We start from the raw sequence: 18,372 nt of genomic DNA, 5'->3' as shown, positions 1-18,372 counted from the left end.
ACTATCGATACCTCGCTCCGACAGAAAGAGAACTCGCATCATGACCGACACCGACATCATCCTCACCGGCGACAGCACACTGAGCACCTGGATGGCCCACCCCGTGGGATCTCAGATAATCGCAGGCATTGCGGCGCAGGGAGGCATGGACGATAAGTCGCTCGCACTCCTGAGGAACGTTCCTCTCGATAGATTCATCGCGGCCGGCGGAAACGCCCCGGAAGGCCTCGTGGCGACCCTGGTCGCCCAGGCGAATGGCGGCAGGCTGCCCGATCCCTCCGAGGCCGCAGGGCTGGGATGGCGCGAGCGGATCTCTTCAGGCCGCTTCGACGGCCAGACCGTCATCGTGACCGGCGCCGCGTCCGGCATCGGACGCGCCGTGGCCTCTCGAGTCGCGCGTGAGGGAGGTCACGTCGTGGCCGTCGACATCTCCCGTGAGCGACTGGACGCCTTCGTGGGGAGCCTGCCGGACGCCTCCATCACCGGTGTGGCGGCGGACATCACCTCGGAAGACGGCATCGCGGCCATCCTGAAGGCCGCGAACGGACGAGTGGACGGGCTGGCAAATGTCGCGGGTCTGCTCGATGACTTCAGCCCCATCCACGAGGTGTCCGACGCCGTGCTGGAGCGTGTCTTCAACGTCAACGTGTTCGGTCTCATCAAGCTCACCCGAGCTGTCGTGCCGCTCATGATCGACGCCCGCCGCGGATCGATCGTGAACATCTCCTCCGAAGCAGCCATCCGCGGCTCCTCCGCAGGACTGGCCTACACGGCGTCCAAACACGCGGTCGTCGGCGTGACACGCAACACGGCGTTCATGTGCGAGCCGTACGGAATCCGCGTGAACTCCGTCGCCCCCGGCGGCACCCTCACCGGCATGCGGCCCGGAGCCACAAACGATGAGGGGCAGAGGCGTCTCGACAGCCACCACGCCGACGTTCCGATAGCCCTACCGGAAGCGCTTGCGGCATCCGTCACGTTCCTGCTCAGCGACGACTCGGTCAACGTCAACGGCGTTCTGCTGCCCTCCGACGGAGGCGAATCGGTTTTCTAAAGCGCCCCGCACGCCCCACCCCCGGCCACTACGCCGAGGTCATCGCGTCCTGAGTCGACGCCCCTGAGCAAGGCGAGTCGCCCACATAACGGTCGGCTGCCTTGCCTAGGCGCTGTGGAGGCAGGAGCGCTCACCCTCGAGCTACTGCAAATGCAGTACACGGCCCGGACCGAATCGACGACGTCACAGGGCTCCCTTTTCGAGACTCTTTAGGTGCAGCACAAGTTGCTACCCCAGACGATCAAGGAGTTTCCCATGACAATCACGACACCCCCCACCGACCACACCGTCGCACCGGCCCCCACCGTCTGGGACTACCAGACCATCACTGTCGCCCGCTCCGAGGCGGAAGAGCGGCTCACCGCCCTCGAGCTCTTCGGCTGGACCCTTCAGGATCACGTGCCGACGATTCTCGACCGCCGCACGGCCACCTTCTTCCTCCGCCGCGATCGCGCGATCGCCGACCGAGCTGCCCTCGATGCGCTCGAAGCAGAACACCTCGACGCGGTCACCGAGGTGAATCGCCTGGAGCGTTCGCCGGAGCGGGTGGCGCGCACCGTGGCGATCATCGCCGGTCTCGTCGGCGTCGCCTACATGGGCGGAGCGGTCTTCGCCTACCTCGACGGCGGCGGCCTGACCTATTACATCCTCGCCGCGGTCGCTGTCGCTCACTGCTTCCTGCCTATTCCGCTGAAGAAGACCATTCTGAAGAAGCGAACCGCGTCGGTGTCCGGCCGCCTGGCCGAGCAGAGGCAGGCCGCTCAGGAGGTGCTCGAGGCCGCACGTGCGCTCCGCGACGGGCAGACCGTGTCGCGGTCGATCCGTCGGTGAACGCTTTTCTCCGGCAGGTCCGCTCGGGAGCGCTGCTGCGCGACAAGACCCGCCGTGCGCTCTTCTTAACCGCGGCGTCCATTCCGGGCAGCTTCGCGATGGCGGCCTGGAAGGGCGCCCTCTTCCTGGTCGCCCCCTCCCTCTTCCTCCTTGCCACCGTGCTCTTCAACCTCGGGGTGATCGCGGCCAAGACCCTCGTCGTGCGGACCCACGTCGCGGCAGGGCGGAAGACGGCGCCAACCGAAGGGGCCGTCGGGAGCGTGCGCGAACAGCACCGACGCGCGTATCGGGCCACCGGGATCCTGGTCACGGTCCTCTCCCTCCTCTATACGCTCAGCTTCATCCCGCTGTTCTTCGCCTCCGCGGAGAAGATCACCCACGACCGGCCGGTCGCCGTCATCATCGCCGCGATCACGTTCGCCGAGCTCGGTCTCGCGATCCACGGCACCGTCTCGGCCCGCCGCAATCGCGACCTCCTCTCCGAGGCGGTCAAACTCACCAACGTCGCCGCTGGCCTCGTGCTGCTCACCCTCACTCAGTCGGCCCTCCTCTCCATCGAGAAGGACATCGACCCCGGGCACGCCAACGCGGTGAGCGGGGTCGTCTTCGGCACTATCGCGACAGGGATCGGCGTGTCGATGCTGATCCGCTCTCGTCGCGACTCGGCCACGACCGAGCGTCTCGACGCCGACACCACCGAAAGGCGCCTCCCGTGCTGATCCTTCCCCTCATCACGCTGGGCATCGTCCTGCTCTCCGGGTTCCTGATCCGTCGTCTCCTCGGCATCCGGAAGGGGCGCTGGGGTGCCACCGCGCTGGCCGTGATCCTCGGCCAGTCGGGCACCATCGGGATCCTGCAGTTCATCACCGGCGACGCCATCGGAGTCGGCCCGGAGTGGCTCCCCCTCGGGCTCACGCTCGCGGTGACGCTGTCGATGCTCGCGCTGACGCTCATCGAGCTGGTCGCGCGCCCGGATGCGCGACCGCGGCCGTTCAGGATTCCGCATCCCGTCCGTGAGGTCCGCGGCAGCATCGAGCGCTCGAACCGCTACGCGCAGGTCAGCGCCATCGCGATCCGCTCGGGCCTGCTCGGGGTGACCGGCATCGACGGCCCCGATGGCGGCTCGCGTCTCGGCCGCGCGCTGGCGACGACGTTCGAGCAGTCCGGGGGGCTGTTCGTGAAGCTCGGGCAGGCGATGGCGTCTCAGCCGCAACTCGTCACCCCCGCGATCGCGCACGAGCTGACACGACTGCAGGATCAGGCCGCCCCCGCTGACCCCGAAGCGGCCCTCCAGGTCCTCGCCGACGAGCTCGGCCCCCTGGATGCCGTCTTCCGGACGTTCTCCGCCGAGCCGGTCGCCACCGCGTCCATCGGGCAGACGTACTTCGCGGAGCTGCTCGACGGACGGCCCGTGATCGTCAAGGTGCAGCGGCCCGGCATCCGCCGCTCGCTCGAGCGCGACCTCGACATCCTCGCGCGACTGGCCGAGATGCTCGAGCGTCGAGCCGTCTGGGCACGCACCCTCGGTATCAAGGAGCTCACCGCGGGATTCGCCGAGGCGACCCGGGAGGAGCTCGACTTCCGCCTCGAAGCCGCCAACTGCGAGGCGGCGCGCGCGTCGCTCGACGCGGAGCTGCCGATGGTGATCCCGGGCATCGTCTCCGAGTTCACGACGAGCCGCGTGCTCGTGCAGGAGCGCATCCCCGGCGGCAGCATCCGCACGCCCGCCATCTTCGACGACATCACGCCCCGGCGGCGCAGGGAGCTCGCCGACGCTCTGCTCTCCGTCATGATCAAGGACATGCTGGGCGGCGCGAAGTTCCACGCCGATCCGCACGCCGGCAACGTGTTCCTCCAGCCGGATGGCCGCCTCGGCCTCATCGACTTCGGCGCCACCGGACGTCTGAACCGGTTCGAGCAGGCCGGGGTACTCGACCTCTTCCAGGGGCTCCAGCGCGAGAATCCGGCTTTGATGCGCAGCGCCGCCCTCCGCCTCGGCGCCGCGACGACCCGCGTCGACACCGAAGCCCTCGATCGCGATCTCGCCCAGCTGCTCACCCGCGCGATCCTGCCCGGTGATCGCCTCAACCCGGCGGCGATCGGTGAAATCGTCTTCGTCTTTCGCGACTACGGGATCAGTCTTCCCCGGTCGATCACGGCACTGTTCCGCACCCTCTACACGACCATCGGCACTCTCGAGGTCATCTCCCCCGATTACGACCTCATCGGCGGCATCGCCCGCTGCAGCGACGTCATCGAATCGCCGTTCAGCTCGCCCAGCTCTCTCCGCGACTTCGCGCAGGATCAGGTACTCGCCCTGGCACCCGTGCTCGGTCGGCTCCCCGGCGACCTCGACGACGTTCTCCGCTCGCTCGGCAAGGGCGAGCTGCGCACGCGCGTCAGCCTGCTGTCCGAGCCGGAAGACGTCCGTGTGCTCTGGAGCATGCTGAATCGCGCGCTGCTCGTGGTCGTCGGCGCGGTCGGGCTCATCGCCTCGGCGATCCTGCTTGCCGCCCAAGCCGGTGGAAGCGGCGACGACGGCAGCGTTGTGCTCGGTTTCGTGGGTGGTATCGGGTTCGCGTTCTCGAGCCTGCTGCTGCTGCGCACCATCGTGCAGACTCTTCGCGATCGGCAGCCGAGCTGATGCTGTCGTGGTTCGGAACGGCCGTCCCCACGAGCCTGTTCATCATCCTGGAGGTCATCTTCTTCCTCATCGCCCTGGTCGTGGCCCCGCCGAACCGGAGACCCTCGTCGGCCCTCGCCTGGATCGTCGTCATCGTCGTCCTGCCGCTTATCGGCATCGCGTTGTTCGTGCTCATCGGGTCTCCGAAGCTGCCCGCGGGCAGGCGCGCCAAGCAGCAGCGGATGAGCGATCTCATCACCGAGACGACCGCGCGCGCGCAGGCGGAGCGGTCGGCTTCGGAGCCCGGGTGGTTCGACTCGCTCGTGACGCTGAACCGCAACACCGGCGCGTTTCCGCTCGTCTCCGGCAACATCGGGCGTCTCCTGCCCGACTTCCCCGGCCAGATCGACGCACTCGTGGCCGGTATCGACGGCGCGGAGAAGTTCGTCCACGTCGAGTTCTACATCCTCGCCCTCGACGACAGCACGGAGCCGGTGTTCCGGGCCCTCGAGGCGGCCATCGCTCGGGGCGTGACCGTGAAAGTCCTCCTCGATCATCTCGGATCCCGCGGCTATCCCGGCTACCGGTCGGCCACGAACGAGCTCGACCGGATCGGTGCCCGGTGGCGGCTGATGCTGCCGGTGCAGCCGCTCCGCGGGCACTACCAGCGACCCGACCTCCGCAACCACCGCAAACTGGTCGTCATCGACGGGACGCGGGGGTTCATGGGGTCGCTGAACCTCATCGATCCGTCGTACCAGAGTCGAGCGAACGAGCGTCGCGGGCTGGCGTGGAAGGACCTGCTCGTCGAGGTTCACGGACCGATCGTGCAGGAGCTCCAGGGGGTGTTCACCACCGACTGGTTCAGCGAGACGGGAGAGCTGCCCGAAACAGGCTCCCTCGACACAGACACGATGACGACCAGCCCGGAGGCCTTCTCGGCGCAGATCACCCCGAGCGGGCCGGCTTACGACTCCGAGAACAACCTGGCGCTGTTCACGTCGCTGCTCTACGCGGCCGAGCGGCGCGTGTCGATCACCAGCCCGTATTTCGTGCCCGACGAGTCGCTCCTAGCGGCACTCGTCACCGCGGCCCGACGCGGGGTCGAGGTCGAGCTGTTCGTCGGCGAGATAGGCGACCAGTTCTTCGTCTTCCACGCCCAGCACTCGTACTACCGCGATCTGCTCGCCGCGGGAGTCCGCATCCACCTCTACCGGGCTCCGACGATCCTGCACGCGAAGCACATGTCGGTCGACGACGACGTCTGCGTGGTCGGGTCGTCGAACATGGACATCCGGTCGTTCCAGCTCGACTTCGAGGTGATGATGCTCATCTGCGGCCGCGACTTCACCGACCGGCTCCGGGCCCTCGAAGACGACTACCGTGCGGCCTCGACGGAGCTGACTCTCGCCGACTGGGACGGCCGGGGGCGAGTGCACGCCTTCGTCGACAACCTCGCTCGCCTGACTTCGGCGGTGCAATGACAATGCGTGGCACCCTTCATCTCTTCGGGGGCGAGAATCAACCCATGCCCTCGTCGCGTCAGCCCATCCTGCCGCGGGTCACGCGGAACGGGATCTCGCGGCTCGATGTACTGCCCGCGATCGTCGCCGGAGTCATCGCCCTCAGCCTCACGGTGGAATTGATCCGGATGATCGCCGACTCGCCGGGAATCCTGGTGATCGGAGGGCTCGCGGTCACGCTCGCCGGCCTCCTCATCGCAACGAAGCGGCCCTTCGTCGGCTTGACCGTGAACTCGTTCGGCTCCCTCGTCGTCGCCATCGGATCGTGGGGGCCTCTGGTCGAGTGGAGCATCACCGTCTTTCTGGTCTTCATCGTCACCCTTCGCTTCGGTCGACCCATCCGGGCTGCCGCACTGGTGGTCGCACCCACTCTCGCCGGCACGATCATCGCCGGCGACCTCGGGGACCCGCTCACCAGCGTCTTCGCGACACTCGTCTCGTTGGCCGCAGGGTCGGCAATCGGCGCCGGCTTGCGCGCGCAGCGGCTCTACAGCGCCTCCCTCGAACAGAGAGCTGAAGAGGCCCTCGCCACGCGCGAGCTCGAGGCGACACGACGGGTGGCCGAAGAGCGCCTCCGCATCGCCCGCGACCTCCACGACGTCGTGGGCCACGAGGTCGCCGTCGTCAGCATGAACCTCGGCGTCGTCGAGATGGCGCTGGTCGACACCCCTCCCGACGTCACCGAGGCGCTCGATCGGGCGCGCAGCGGGGTGCGGAACGTCCTTGCCGAGACGCAGCGGATGCTCGTGCTCCTCCGCTCCGATGACGAGCAGGGTGGCGCCGATCCTGTCCCTGATCTCACCTCGCTTCCGGCACTGTTCGCGTCGTACCGGCAGATCGGGATGGACCTGCACGCCGAGTTCGAGGTACCCGCCGACAGCGTGGATGCGGCGACGCAGCTGACGGTGTACCGGATCCTGCAAGAGGCTCTGACCAACGCGCAGAAACACGGGCGGGGCGCGGTGAACGTCACATGCGCCGCCGAGGGCGCGAAGCTGGTCGTCCGCGTGCGCAATGGCCAGCGCCTCGAACCGTCCGAGCCGAGCACCGGCCTCGGCCTCATCGGGATGCGAGAACGGGTCGCCGCGGGCGCCGGAACGATGACTGTCAACTCCACCGGCACCGAATTCGTGCTGACCGCCCACCTGCCCCTGAAGAACGGACGTGTCGCATGATCCGCCTCCTCCTCGTCGACGATCAGGAGATGATCCGGATCGGGCTCCGCGGGATCCTCGGCCGTCATGGGCCGTTCGAGATCGTCGCGGAAGCCGCCGACGGGCTCGGTGCCGTCGACGCGCTGGCGAGCCAGCCTGTCGACGTGGTGCTGATGGACATCCGCATGCCGGGGATCGACGGTGTCGAGGCGACCCGGAGGATCCGCGAGCAATGGACCGCGGAGCAGGTTCGGATCATCATGCTGACCACTTTCGAGCAGGACGCCAATGTCCTCGCGGCTCTGCGCGCCGGCGCCAACGCCTTTTTGAGCAAGGCGGCGGGCCCGCGGGAGCTGATCTCCGCGATCGAGGAGGTGGTCGCGGGCGGCGGGGCATTGTCCCCGTCTGCGTCTGCGACTCTCATTGGACGAGTCAAAGATGAACCGGCGACCGTGGTTGATGAAGAGATGGCCGCGAAGTTCGAAGCGGTCACCCCGCGCGAGCGTGACGTGGTCCTCAAGATGATGACCGGCCTGGACGTGGACGGGATTGCTGCGGAGTTGTTCTTGTCGCCATTCACTGTGAAAACGCACGCGAACCGGGCGATGACGAAGGTCGGGGCGCGCGACCGAGCGCAACTCGTGGCATTCGCCTATCGGGCAGGTCTGCAACCCAACTGATTGGCGGCTCCCGCCATGCGTTCTAGTTGGCCTCCGGCACCCGGGACGAGTGGTGGGCGATGATTTTCCACTGGCCGTGCTGGTACTCGTAGATGAAGGTGAAACGGGCCGGGATCACCTGACCAGTCTTTCTCATGGTGAACGTGTAGAGACCGGAGTTCTCAATGGATCCGGGTCCGAGCCTTTTCGAGGTGCTCTCCGTGATGATCCCGGACGGGTTATTTTCCAAGAAGTGGGTGAAGTAGCCGGTGCGCTCCGATGAGGTGTCGAACATCTCCGCGGCGACCGTAGGCAGCAGAAGCGCGTCCGAGGAGTACAACGCGTTGACCTTTTTCGAGTCACCAGTTGCCAGCGCCGCATTCCACTGATCAAAAAGGGCGGCCGACTGCTCCTGGGTACTGACTCCATGGGAGACGAGCTGCGCCGGCGCGGCGTTGGCCGTTTCCGGAAGAACGGCCAGATAGCCGGCCGAAGCCAGAACGCCGGCCGACACGGTGGAAATGAGAACAATCTTCGGGGTGCGCATGAGAAGTCCATTCCTGGTTTCGAGGGGTGGTTCTGCCGCAACTGCGGTGATGAAACGAGTCTCGGACTACGCCCAGTGATCGACATCGTCGATGCGGATCGACCGGAGTACGGCAAATGCAGTACGTCCTGCGCCCTACTGCAAATGCAGTAGCCGGACCGCTTCATCGGCACGATTCGCCGGCCACTTGTTCTCGGCAGGGTTGAGTTATCACCCCCTTGAAGGAGACCCAGATGTCCAACTCTGAAGCCCTCACCCCCGCCCGACCCGCGACTATGAAGTCGACCTATGTCACCGGCCCTGGAACGACCGCCGTGCTCGACGTGCCGGCTCCCGAGGTCGGCCCGCGCGACGCACTCGTCAAGGTGCGGGCCTGCGGCATCTGCGGTTCCGACTCGTTCTACGTGTCCCTCGGAGGGCTGCCCGGCCGGGAGGGCCACACGCCGCTCGGCCACGAGCCCGCCGGCGAGATCGTTGAGCTCGGTGCCGAGGTCAGAGACCTCCGAGTCGGCGACCATGTCGTCGTCAACCCGATGGTCGCCCCGACCGGGATCATCGGCAGCGGCGGCTCGACCGGCGGTCTGAGCGACTACCTGCTGATCGAAGATGCCGAGGTCGGTCGCAGCCTCGCGGTCGTCCCCGACCACATCCCGTGGGAGGTCGCCGCGCTCAACGAGCCGATGGCCGTCGCGCGGCATGCCGTCAATCGGACGGCGCCGAAGCCGGGCGACAAAATCGTCATCTTCGGTGCCGGGCCCATCGGGCTCGGCGCAGCCATCAGCTACATGGCCGCCGGTGCCGGGTCCATCGTCGTCGTCGACGTGATCCCGGAACGACTCGAGCTCGCCCGCGAGATCGGAGTCGACGACGTGATCGACTCCCGCACCGAGAACGTCACCGAGCGGCTGATCGAGATCCACGGCGAAGGCGAGACGCGTCGCGGCGTTCGCAAGGCCGCCTCCGACATCTACCTCGATGCCGCCGGCGTCGCTCCCGTCATCGGCGCGATCACGGCCGCCGCCACGCACGGGGCGACCGTCGGCATCGTTGGCGTACACAAGAAGCCCGTCGAGCTGGACCTCGGGCACCTCCTCGGAAGCGAGCTGACCATCGTGCTCTCGATGGGCTACCCGACCGAGATCTTCGAGGTCACCCGCGACATCGTCGCGAACTGGGAGAAGTACGCCGTGATCGTCAGCGACGTCATCCCCTTCCGTGACGTCGAGCGCGCCCTCACACTCGCTGCCACGCCGGGGGCAGCCGACAAAGTCGTCGTCGTCTTCGACTGAATCGACCCGACCCCACTGACACCACGCGAAGGAGAAGAACCATGCGAATCGCCGTCGACATGACCAAGTGCCAGAGCTACGCGCAGTGCGCCTTCCTGGCGCCCGACGTCTTCCGGTTCGAGGGCGACGAAGCCCTCGTCTACGACCCTGACCCGGCCGAGCAGTTGCGGGCCCGCGTCACTCAGTCTGCTGCGGCGTGCCCTGTCCAGGCGATCCGCATCGACGGCGAGCGGCGGAGATCGGTGACCAAGGCGGTCAGGCCGTCGGCACTGACCGAAACCGATCGCGTGGTGGTGGTGGGGGCATCGCTGGCTGGTGTGACAGCGGCCGAGACCCTGAGATCAGACGGGTTCACCGGCCCGATTACCCTCATCGGCGACGAGAAGGACGAACCCTACGACCGGCCGCCCCTGTCGAAGCAGGTTCTCCTCGGGACCGCGTCCGCTTCGGGTACCCGCCTTCCGCAGGCCTCCGACCTGAATGTGGAGTGGCGCCTCGGCGTGGCCGCGACCGGCCTCGACGTCGACGCCCGCGCCGTCCTCCTCGCCGACGGTGCCCGCGTACCCTACGACAGGGTCCTCATAGCAACAGGGACCCGAGCCCGACCGTGGCCGGTGGCCGACGAAGCAGCCCTCGACGGAGTCCTCACCCTCCGCACCGCGGAGGATGCCGCACGGCTTCGTGCACGCCTTGCCGCCGGGCCGCGGCGAGTGCTCATCGTCGGTGGAGGCTTCACGGGCTCCGAGATCGCGTCGGCCTGCCGTCGCCTCGACCTCCCGGTCACCCTCGTCGATCGCGGACCAGCGCCGCTCGCCCGAGCGCTCGGCGACACCGTCGCGGGCGTCCTCGCCGAGGTTCAGCGCGAGCACGGCGTCGACCTGCGATCGCGCGTCACAGTGTCGAAGCTGCACTCCGATGCGAATCAAGTAGTCACGGCCGCCACGCTCTCGGACGGGACGACCCTGGACGTCGACGTCGTGGTGGTGGCGATCGGTGCCCTCCGCAACACTGAGTGGCTCCGCGAATCGGGGCTGTCGGTCGGCCCCCTCGGGGTCGACTGCGACGAGACCTGCCGTGCGCTCGATAGCGACGGCACTGTCGTCGACGGCGTCTTCGTCGCCGGCGACGTCGCCGCCTTTCCGCACCCGTCTGGTGACGGTCGACGCCTGTCTGTGGAGCACTGGGGCAACGCCCTGGGCCAGGCCACCGTCGCCGCCGGCAACATGCGGACGGACGGCCACGCCTGCCACGCCGAGGTGCCCGTGTTCTGGTCGAACCAGTTCGGCCACGTGATCAAGTCGGTGGGGATGCCCGAGGCCGCCGACAGCGTGGTGATCGCTCAAGGTTCCACCGAGAAGCGGTCGTTCGTCGCCGTCTACGGCGTCGGCGATCGGATGGTCGGTGCCACCGCCCTCGACCAGGTGAAGTGGCTCGAGCACTACCGACGTCGGATTGCCGACGGCGCAGAGTTCCCGCCGACGGGCCGGACGGTCGACGACCTGCCGGGCAGCGATCGCGTCGTGCGCCCGCATTCCACTCCTGCAAACTCCGATGAAAGGTCCACACTGTGAACACGTCTTCCGAGCCCGGCTCCGGCTGCCCCGTCACGGGCCGCTCCACCACTGCGACGGCGGTGTGGAACGAATTCCTGGACCACGACAATCGCGCCGACCCGTATCCGGTCTATGCCCGCCTTCGTGATGCCGCGCCGGTTCAGCGCCTCGACGACGGGGCGTTTCTGGTCACGGGCTACGACGAGATCCTCGAGGTCGTCCATGACCCGCGGATCAGCTCCAACCCGCTCGCCGGCCGAGATGACACTGAGGGGGCTGCCCCCGGCCTCACGTCCGCGTTCGTGATGCAGGATCCGCCGGATCACGACCGTTTGCGCCGTCAGACCATGCGACACTTCGGACCCCCGAATCACGCCGGCTACATCGACTCGCTCCGCGACGACATCACGCAGACGGCGACCACGCTCATCGACGCGTTCCCCGCATCCGGCACCCTCGATCTCGTCGAGGCATTCGCCTACCCGCTCCCGGTCATGATGATCTGCGACGTTCTCGGCGTCCCCCACGACGACGAGCCGCGGTTCCATGCCTGGAGCATGGCGATCATCGCGCCGCCCGAGGCCACGACGCCCGACGAGGCCGAAAGGCTGCAGACGGAGGCATCGAAAGCCACCAGCGAACTCGGGGCCTACCTGGCCCAGCTCGCCGAAGTCCGTCGCGGAACGCCCCAGGGCGATCTCTTGTCGGGGCTTGTCAACGACACCGGCCCGGATGGCGCGATGTCGACCAGCGAGATGATCAGCACCACCATCATGCTGCTGATCGGCGGTCACGAGACGACCGTCAACATGATCGCCAACGGCGCGCTCACTCTGCTGCGGCACCCGGAGGCCCTCGACCGGCTTCGCGCGGATCCGAGCACCATGCCCCGCGTCTTCGAAGAGCTGCTTCGGTTGGAGCCGCCCGCCCAGGTCACGCCAAAGTACGTCGCCCTCGAGGATGTCCGTATCGGCGACGTGACGATCACCAAAGGGTCCCCCGTCTGGATTGCCTGGGCCGCCGCCAACCGCGATCCCCGACACTTCGCCGATCCCGATCGGTTCGACCCCGAGCGGGAAAATCGTGACCACCTCGGATTCGGCGCCGGCATCCACGCGTGCTTCGGAGCGCCCCTCGCCCGCCTTGAGACCCAGATCGCCCTGGCCGAACTCTTCTCGCGACTCGAGAACGTGCGCCTCGTCGAAGACCCGCCGCCCTATCGCCGCAACCCCCTTCTGCGCGGTCCGAGTCGACTCGACATCACCTTCGACAGCATCCTTCCCCGATGAGAAAAGCAGATTCGTTCGACCGGACACGAGCGCTGGGTGTCGACCAGGGCATGCGGGCACAACCCTCAGCAGGCAAGATTGCCAGCATGACCGAGATCACCTCATCCAAAGCCGCACTCATCGTCGTCGACATGCAGGTCGGGACGATTGCGAACGCACGTTCTGTGCCAGCTGAGCAGCTCTTGACCGCGGTCACTTACGCGATCGATCAGTTCCGCGCCGCGACACGACCGGTCATCTTCGCGATCTCAACCGGAACACCTCCCGGGGTTACCCAGTACGGATCTCAAGGCCGGACATGGCCGAGCGAGGACACCCAGCTCCTGCCCGAAATTCATACCAGCGTCGACGATCTCACCGTGCATCGAGCCACCTGGAGCGCATTCACCAGCACCCCCCTCGCTGAGCACCTGACGGAGGCGGAAGTCTCAGAGGTTGTCATTGTTGGAATCGCAACGACATTCGGAGTTGAATCCACAGCGAGATCTGCGGCCGACCTCGGATACAACGTCATCGTTCTTGCTGATGCCGTGTCCGATCCAGATCAGGGTGGACACGACCGCACCTTGGCCCGGGTAATCCCAGCCCTAGGCCAAGTTCTGACGACAAAGGACTACACCCCCAAAAGTCCGGAATGAAGAAGGACTGTTATGACTCGCCTCCTCGTCAACGGGGGTGCAACCGGACCCTCTCGCCAGCATGTCCCGAGACCAACCGACAAGGATCGATTCTCAAGGAGTGCTAAAAGCGGCTCGGAAATCGTGCGCGAACTCGACGAATGATCGAGGCGGCTTTCCGGTGACGTCCTCGACGGTGGTGGTCACCGTTGCTGCTTCACCTCGCCGGTAATGGGCGTAATCCTCGATCAGGCCCTCGATCTGCCAGGTGGGTAGGACCCCCGCCAGGGAATCGGCAAAGGTTTCCTCTGACGTGTCAGCGAACGTGACTAGGTGGTCAGATTGTTGGGACAGGGCAAGAGCCATCTCGCCGTGCGTGATGGCGGCGGGGCCGGTCAGGGTAAGTTCCGCGTTTGTTGGTGTCTTCTGTAGGAGCAGTTCGGCGGCAACAAGAGCAATATCCCGGGTATCGATCGCGCTTACAGGTGCGTTGCCAATCGGGGCCCCGAAGGCTTGCTCTTCGTGGATGCCGTGCCTGAAAGCAAGCAAGCCTTGGAAGTACAGGTTGGGGCGGAGAAAGGAAAAGCCAATTCCGAGTTCTCGCACGCGATGCTCAACCGCCGCGTGATAGCGCAGGAATCGAACGGGCGATTCCCGGGACGTGCCGAGCTGAGAGAGCACGATGAGGTGCTGAACGCCGGCAATTGCGGCTTGTTCTGCGAAGCGTATCTGCTGCTTCTCGGCGCCCAGGCTCGAAGGGGTCACAAGATACGCCTGGGTGACGCCGGTCAAAGCGCCGGCAACTGACTTGTCGTTATCAAAGTCAGCAAGGACGGGCGTAACGAGGGGACTGTAGGCGCCAACTTTTGCGGCCGTCTCCTGGTTACGAATCATGGCGTCCACCGGAATGCCCCGACGCAAAAGTTCCCGCATCAAGTTGCCGCCTGTGTCACCAGTTGCGCCCGTAATAAGGATTTTAGAATCGTCAGTCATCGGCTCACTCTTTTATTTTCCAACTGGTGGTGATGGCGTCGACGGCTTGCGTGGTCAAAGCCCATGCTCGGTCGAAGCCGATGTGGTCCAGAAACCCGAGGCTTGCCATTCCGTGAGCAATACCCCACAGGGTGTCGCATTCATCATCTGTCTGTGAGGTGGTCGTGTTGGTTTCGGCGGCCCAGGACGAGATGGCAAGGAGCGTCGCTTCAACAACCGGCGCCGCAGCTTTAGCTCGCCTCTCGGGGTTCGGTCTCGAGTTCGTCATACCGTTCATGAGCAGGTAGACACCGCGATTCTGCTGGGCGAATTTTAGGTACTCCCGCAGCACAACCGTGATCGAACTCTCGGGGCTTTCGAGCGCGAGACTTGACAGCATGCGGGCGCCGAGACGTCGAAACCCGTCTTCAAGAACAGCGTCTAATACGGCAGCCTTGTCAGTGAAATGTTGATACACCACGGGCGCCGTGTATCCGATCTCAGCGGCCAATCTGCGAATCGTCACGGCCTCCACTCCTTGCTTCTCGACGATCAATCTGGCCGTCTCAAAAATGTGAGTGCGAGTTGTCATCCGAACGGTCTCACGTCGATTCACGGTTGGCCCAATTCAAAAAAGCTTCCATGGTTAGAGAATCTAACACCGTTACGCAACTGCGTCTAGGCAAGGCTGACGAGCGATGATGCGCTCGCGCTGGCATCCATCGTGCGGTTACCAGTTCTGTAAGCCTTCGCTGCTCCGCGCATCTTGGTAACGGTTGCAGGGAGGTGCTTGGCTTTTGACACGTCGGCGCCGTACTGCGCCTGCATGGCAACGGGCTCGACGACGACGGACTCCGCCATCTCCTGTTCGTGACCATCGCGGCGGTTCGCGCTGTCCCACACTGGCTATCCGGCGGAGCGGTCTTGGTCACCGGCTGGCTGCTCGGACGCCGCCGCGGCCTGGGCCGCTGTGAGCTTGTCGATGAGACCCGGCCAGGCGCCGCCTTCTCTTCGTACTTCTCGACGGGGTCGAGGTTCGGGCGTCGGGTGCGCTCCTCTGGATCAAGGCGAGTATGCATTACTGGTCACCTTCCGCTGCACTGGGAATGAATGGCCGCATGAGAGTGTGGTGCCACGGCAGCACGCAGCCGGAGTCGGTGCGTAGTCGATCGGCGGCGATAAAGTCGGGGTCGACGCCGAAGTTCTCGCGGTACGACTCGTACGCCGCGTACGCTGTCAGACCACGTCAGAACGATCCAGTACGCATGAAAGCCGCCACTCGCACGGCATTCATCGTTCCAGTGGTTAACGGCTACGCCTCCCGGTGTTACCGGGAGCGGTCGCCGCGCTCGCGCCGGGTTCCCAGCGCGCGGGTCGTCGTCTTGCGAGCTTTCGCGGCACCGCGGGTCGACGCCACGGCTGCACGCGGATGCTCTGCATTGGACACGTCGGCGCCGTACTGCGCCTGGATGGCGATGGGGTCGACACGTTGCGCGGCCATCGCCTCGGCGTGCGTGTCGCGACGGTCGGCGCTGTCCCACGTCGCCAGGCCGGCGCGGCGGTCCTTGTCGCCGGCGGCTTGCTCGGTGCCAACCGTGCTCTGCGCGGCGGTGGCACGCGCCTCTGCGAGGCGGCCGCGCATCCCCATGGAGCTGTCGTGAGTATCGCGGGTGGCGGTGACGATCTGGTCCCACGACCGGCCGTCGTCGCGGTCTATGTCGGACTCGTCCGGCAGGTCCCGGCTCGCGAATGCCGAGGCGGCGAGGAAGTTGTCGATGCGCTCGGCCTCGTACTCGTTGAGCGTCAGTGTGATCGCGCGCTCCGCGTTGGGGTCAAGCGGTGCCGGCTCGGGGTAGGGGTCGACGTAGCCGGCACCGACCTCGCCGTTCGGGCCGACGCCCTGGCTCCGGTCGGCGTCACTCCGAGCGGCTTCTGCGGCCTGGTCGTGACGGTCAGCGGCATTGAGGAGTGTGTCGGCCTCGCGGCGATCCTCCTGCGTCGACCCCTGACCGTCGGTGACCTCGCCGGCAGCCTCGCGGTCGTGGAGAACGTCGGCGACCCGCTCCGGGTCGGCACCGAGGTCGATGACGTCAAGCCCGTAGCGTTCGCGGAGCTCGTCGCCCATCTTCGCGTGTACGGCCGCGAGGTTCGGGTCGTCGTCCTTCCACGCGGCCGTGGTCTCGTAAGCGCGTGCGATGTCGTCGGCCGAGGCGCGGTCCCACCACGCTGGTTCGTTGACCGGCTGCACCTGAGCGCGCGCCAGTACCCGCTCCTGCTCGTACTGGGCCTGCAACTCGCGGGCCCGCTGCGTGCTCTCGGCCTCGGCTCGTCGTGCTGCTTCTTCCCGCCCCCGGGCGATGGTTTCACCGATGCGTCCGGCGGATGCAACGAGAGTTCGAAGGACCCCCTCGAGCTCGCCCTCGACCTCGCCGGAATGTACGTTCCCCACGTCGCTCATGTGATCCCCTATCTCTCGTGTCCGTCACGGTCTGGACGGATGGTTGGTGTGACCGGTCGTGCCGGTTCGATCCGGTTCGGCACGGGACTGTTCGGCTTCCTGGGTGCCTTGCCTCGTTGGGCTTGCAGGAGACGCACGGCCAGTTCGGCGTCAGTCTCATTCGCCGGTGCGGTCACGTTCCGATCGGGCGCGGTACGGCCCGGAGCGACAGGCAGCTCGGGCAGGCGAGCCCGGAGCGCGTCGAGCTTGGAGCCCATCGCCTGCGAGATCTGCTGCGCTTGGCGGGCATCTTGGATTGCGTTGTGCGACTCGAACAGTGCGCGGGTAGTGGAGACGAGCTGGCGGAGCAGGATGGCCTCGGCCATCGTGCCCTTCCCGCCCTTGGTCGCCATCATGAGCAGCATCGCCGCACCGGACGCGGAGGCCATGCCGGACGGCTTGGGCTTCACCTGGTGCTTGCGGATCTGCGCACTCCGGGCGAGCACACGCGACGCGTCGGCGAGCGGCCCGGGTGTCTCTTCGACACGCTCGGACCATGCCGCGAAGGCGGCGCTGGTCTCCTTTGCGACGATCGCCCACGTTGCCCGATCGTCCTTCGGGACGTCGCGCAACTGACGCCGGAGCTCGGTCACGTTGGCGGTGTAGTCCTGCCACATTTCCGGTGTCGGCTCGCGCATCTCGGCGCCGGGGTGGACGGGCTTGTACCGGACGGGGTTCCGCCAGGTGGCCTGCCACTCGGCGGCACCCTCGGACGCCGCCTGGGGGCTGTCCTGCCACCCCTCCCGGAGGCGTGCAACGTTAGGTCGCGTGCCAGTCGGCCGCCGCCGTGCCAGACGATCGGCTTACCCTTGACCGGGCGAATCGCGACCGAGTACCCGGCGACAACGTCGTCACGGCCGGCGGCGAATCGGGGCTTGGCGATGATGCCGAGCTGGTGCAACCGGCGGACGAACTCGCCCTCGGTCTGCGCCGCTCCCGACGCGGCACGGACGCCGCGCTCGAGGCGGCGTGCCTTTACCTCGGCCGACCCGGCGCGCTCGGCGATGCTGCGCTCCGACGGCTTCCCGCCGCGCTCGCGCAGCGTCAGGAGAGCGCCTACATGAAGGGCTACGACGAACGGATGAAGTCGGGCCTGGAATGGTCCGAAGGGGGACCGGACCGGCGTCTCGAAGTTGCAGCCGAGGTCGCCACCGCGAAGGTCGGCGCCTACCAAGAACTCGACCAGCTAGGCGCGTTCCTCGACAACGAACTCAGCAGCGACGAGGGCTCCGATCTCGCCGCGTTCCGACCCCTGTCGCCAGAGATCGAGGACGCCTTCGAGCGCGCTTCCTACCTCGCCGGCCGGTGGTCGAAGTCGGGTGTCGCGATGGACGCGCTTCTCGAGGCGGTCGAGGACCACCAGTACTCCCGCGACACCGTCGGATCGATCCACGCCGTCAATCCCCAAGAGGCCGCGTTCGGCTACACCTGGTCAGCAAGGCAGTCCGCGGAAGCCGGCCTCATCGGCATCGACAGGACCGCAGAGGAACGCGCCGCAGCATCCCTCTCGACAGACCGGCAGAGCGCCGCTCCGCTCTCCTCTGCCATGCAGGAGAGAGCCGAGACGGCCCGACGTCTTCTGGACGCTCAGAGGGGCACGGGTCACTCATCTGCCGGTGCGGCTACACGCCCCTACCGGCCTCAGTCCGCGATCGACCAGACACGTTCAACCGACCAATCTCGGTAGATCGCTGTCGTGGCGGCCGGCGCCTTCGGGCTCCGGCCGTCTTGCGTCATACGTCATGGCTACAAGACGTGACTGCG

Annotated in this window: 18 protein-coding genes; 12 read left to right on the top strand and 6 right to left on the bottom strand. The window is 66.6% G+C overall.

The annotated features are described in order from the left end of the window. Positions 1-40 precede the first annotated feature (40 nt). From EDF46_RS17515 to EDF46_RS17485, 7 genes are all read left to right on the top strand, one after another. Positions 41-1,054, top strand: a complete 1,014-nt coding sequence (locus EDF46_RS17515; RefSeq protein WP_123507888.1) for an SDR family NAD(P)-dependent oxidoreductase — start codon at positions 41-43, stop codon at positions 1,052-1,054. 255 nt (positions 1,055-1,309) lie between these two features. Beyond that, complete coding sequence (locus EDF46_RS17510; protein ID WP_123507886.1) at positions 1,310-1,885, top strand: hypothetical protein; 576 nt, start codon at positions 1,310-1,312, stop codon at positions 1,883-1,885. Continuing rightward, positions 1,882-2,604 (top strand): hypothetical protein, encoded by a 723-nt coding sequence (locus tag EDF46_RS17505; RefSeq protein ID WP_123507884.1) that lies wholly within the window; start codon positions 1,882-1,884, stop codon positions 2,602-2,604. Before EDF46_RS17510 ends, EDF46_RS17505 begins: the two co-directional genes overlap by 4 nt. Next, positions 2,598-4,529: an AarF/ABC1/UbiB kinase family protein gene (locus EDF46_RS17500; RefSeq protein ID WP_123507882.1), complete on the top strand. Its 1,932-nt coding sequence runs from the start codon at positions 2,598-2,600 to the stop codon at positions 4,527-4,529. The genes EDF46_RS17505 and EDF46_RS17500 overlap by 7 nt, the downstream gene beginning before the upstream one ends. After that, a complete protein-coding gene (gene cls, locus EDF46_RS17495) occupies positions 4,529-5,992 on the top strand; it encodes a cardiolipin synthase (protein ID WP_123507880.1) in 1,464 nt (487 codons plus the stop codon). Before EDF46_RS17500 ends, cls begins: the two co-directional genes overlap by 1 nt. A 44-nt stretch (positions 5,993-6,036) precedes the next feature. Continuing rightward, the gene (locus EDF46_RS17490; protein WP_158614317.1) at positions 6,037-7,206 is read left to right on the top strand and encodes a sensor histidine kinase; all 1,170 of its coding nucleotides are present in this window, start codon (positions 6,037-6,039) and stop codon (positions 7,204-7,206) included. Next, positions 7,203-7,865, top strand: a complete 663-nt coding sequence (locus EDF46_RS17485; RefSeq protein ID WP_123507876.1) for a response regulator transcription factor — start codon at positions 7,203-7,205, stop codon at positions 7,863-7,865. The genes EDF46_RS17490 and EDF46_RS17485 overlap by 4 nt, the downstream gene beginning before the upstream one ends. A 22-nt stretch (positions 7,866-7,887) precedes the next feature. On the opposite strand, the gene EDF46_RS17480 is transcribed toward EDF46_RS17485, so the two are convergent. Further along, the gene (locus EDF46_RS17480; RefSeq protein WP_123507874.1) at positions 7,888-8,391 is read right to left on the bottom strand and encodes an SgcJ/EcaC family oxidoreductase; all 504 of its coding nucleotides are present in this window, start codon (positions 8,389-8,391) and stop codon (positions 7,888-7,890) included. Between the two features lie 233 nt (positions 8,392-8,624). Between EDF46_RS17480 and EDF46_RS17475 the strand changes: the two genes are divergently transcribed. The 4 genes from EDF46_RS17475 (at position 8,625) to EDF46_RS17460 (ending at position 13,160) form a co-directional block, all read left to right on the top strand. After that, a complete protein-coding gene (locus tag EDF46_RS17475) occupies positions 8,625-9,680 on the top strand; it encodes a zinc-binding dehydrogenase (RefSeq protein ID WP_233580102.1) in 1,056 nt (351 codons plus the stop codon). Positions 9,681-9,721: 41 nt separating this feature from the next. Further along, complete coding sequence (locus EDF46_RS17470) at positions 9,722-11,251, top strand: FAD-dependent oxidoreductase (RefSeq protein ID WP_123507870.1); 1,530 nt, start codon at positions 9,722-9,724, stop codon at positions 11,249-11,251. Further along, on the top strand, positions 11,248-12,522 hold the full coding sequence (locus EDF46_RS17465) for a cytochrome P450 (protein ID WP_233580101.1): 1,275 nt from the start codon (positions 11,248-11,250) through the stop codon (positions 12,520-12,522). The genes EDF46_RS17470 and EDF46_RS17465 overlap by 4 nt, the downstream gene beginning before the upstream one ends. 86 nt (positions 12,523-12,608) lie before the next feature. After that, the gene (locus tag EDF46_RS17460) at positions 12,609-13,160 is read left to right on the top strand and encodes a cysteine hydrolase family protein (protein ID WP_158614316.1); all 552 of its coding nucleotides are present in this window, start codon (positions 12,609-12,611) and stop codon (positions 13,158-13,160) included. A 93-nt stretch (positions 13,161-13,253) separates the two neighbouring features. On the opposite strand, the gene EDF46_RS17455 is transcribed toward EDF46_RS17460, so the two are convergent. The 5 genes from EDF46_RS17455 to EDF46_RS17435 all read right to left on the bottom strand — a co-directional run bounded on the left by EDF46_RS17455 (position 13,254) and on the right by EDF46_RS17435 (position 17,246). Beyond that, positions 13,254-14,132, bottom strand: coding sequence for an NmrA family NAD(P)-binding protein (locus EDF46_RS17455; protein WP_123507866.1), 879 nt, complete (start codon positions 14,130-14,132; stop codon positions 13,254-13,256). 4 nt (positions 14,133-14,136) lie between these two features. Further along, complete coding sequence (locus tag EDF46_RS17450; RefSeq protein WP_123507864.1) at positions 14,137-14,703, bottom strand: TetR/AcrR family transcriptional regulator; 567 nt, start codon at positions 14,701-14,703, stop codon at positions 14,137-14,139. An 86-nt stretch (positions 14,704-14,789) separates the two neighbouring features. Then, complete coding sequence (locus EDF46_RS17445) at positions 14,790-14,972, bottom strand: hypothetical protein (RefSeq protein ID WP_148061288.1); 183 nt, start codon at positions 14,970-14,972, stop codon at positions 14,790-14,792. 466 nt (positions 14,973-15,438) lie between these two features. After that, positions 15,439-16,569, bottom strand: a complete 1,131-nt coding sequence (locus tag EDF46_RS17440) for a hypothetical protein (RefSeq protein ID WP_148061287.1) — start codon at positions 16,567-16,569, stop codon at positions 15,439-15,441. An 8-nt stretch (positions 16,570-16,577) separates the two neighbouring features. Next, on the bottom strand, positions 16,578-17,246 hold the full coding sequence (locus tag EDF46_RS17435) for a hypothetical protein (protein ID WP_148061286.1): 669 nt from the start codon (positions 17,244-17,246) through the stop codon (positions 16,578-16,580). Positions 17,247-17,395: 149 nt separating this feature from the next. On the opposite strand from EDF46_RS17435, the gene EDF46_RS17430 reads away from it, so the two are divergent. Continuing rightward, positions 17,396-18,295, top strand: coding sequence for a hypothetical protein (locus EDF46_RS17430; protein WP_148061285.1), 900 nt, complete (start codon positions 17,396-17,398; stop codon positions 18,293-18,295). The last annotated feature ends 77 nt before the right edge of the window (positions 18,296-18,372 follow it).

Origin of the sequence: Frondihabitans sp. PhB188, from assembly GCF_003752365.1 — a bacterium.
Classification (GTDB): domain Bacteria; phylum Actinomycetota; class Actinomycetes; order Actinomycetales; family Microbacteriaceae; genus Frondihabitans.
Note: the sequence above shows the minus strand (reverse complement) of the source record. Positions and strands in the feature narration are given on the sequence as shown.

What these genes read in the sequence shown, in the direction of transcription:
- EDF46_RS17515 (WP_123507888.1), top strand. Translation starts at nt 41, where the DNA reads ATGACCGACACCGACATCATCCTCACCGGCGACAGCACACTGAGCACC.
- EDF46_RS17510 (WP_123507886.1), top strand. Translation starts at nt 1,310, where the DNA reads ATGACAATCACGACACCCCCCACCGACCACACCGTCGCACCGGCCCCC.
- cls (WP_123507880.1), top strand. Translation starts at nt 4,529, where the DNA reads ATGCTGTCGTGGTTCGGAACGGCCGTCCCCACGAGCCTGTTCATCATC.
- EDF46_RS17490 (WP_158614317.1), top strand. Translation starts at nt 6,037, where the DNA reads ATGCCCTCGTCGCGTCAGCCCATCCTGCCGCGGGTCACGCGGAACGGG.
- EDF46_RS17485 (WP_123507876.1), top strand. Translation starts at nt 7,203, where the DNA reads ATGATCCGCCTCCTCCTCGTCGACGATCAGGAGATGATCCGGATCGGG.
- EDF46_RS17480 (WP_123507874.1), bottom strand. Translation starts at nt 8,391, where the DNA reads ATGCGCACCCCGAAGATTGTTCTCATTTCCACCGTGTCGGCCGGCGTT.
- EDF46_RS17475 (WP_233580102.1), top strand. Translation starts at nt 8,625, where the DNA reads ATGTCCAACTCTGAAGCCCTCACCCCCGCCCGACCCGCGACTATGAAG.
- EDF46_RS17470 (WP_123507870.1), top strand. Translation starts at nt 9,722, where the DNA reads ATGCGAATCGCCGTCGACATGACCAAGTGCCAGAGCTACGCGCAGTGC.
- EDF46_RS17460 (WP_158614316.1), top strand. Translation starts at nt 12,609, where the DNA reads ATGACCGAGATCACCTCATCCAAAGCCGCACTCATCGTCGTCGACATG.
- EDF46_RS17455 (WP_123507866.1), bottom strand. Translation starts at nt 14,132, where the DNA reads ATGACTGACGATTCTAAAATCCTTATTACGGGCGCAACTGGTGACACA.
- EDF46_RS17450 (WP_123507864.1), bottom strand. Translation starts at nt 14,703, where the DNA reads ATGACAACTCGCACTCACATTTTTGAGACGGCCAGATTGATCGTCGAG.
- EDF46_RS17445 (WP_148061288.1), bottom strand. Translation starts at nt 14,972, where the DNA reads ATGGCGGAGTCCGTCGTCGTCGAGCCCGTTGCCATGCAGGCGCAGTAC.
- EDF46_RS17440 (WP_148061287.1), bottom strand. Translation starts at nt 16,569, where the DNA reads ATGAGCGACGTGGGGAACGTACATTCCGGCGAGGTCGAGGGCGAGCTC.
- EDF46_RS17435 (WP_148061286.1), bottom strand. Translation starts at nt 17,246, where the DNA reads ATGCGCGAGCCGACACCGGAAATGTGGCAGGACTACACCGCCAACGTG.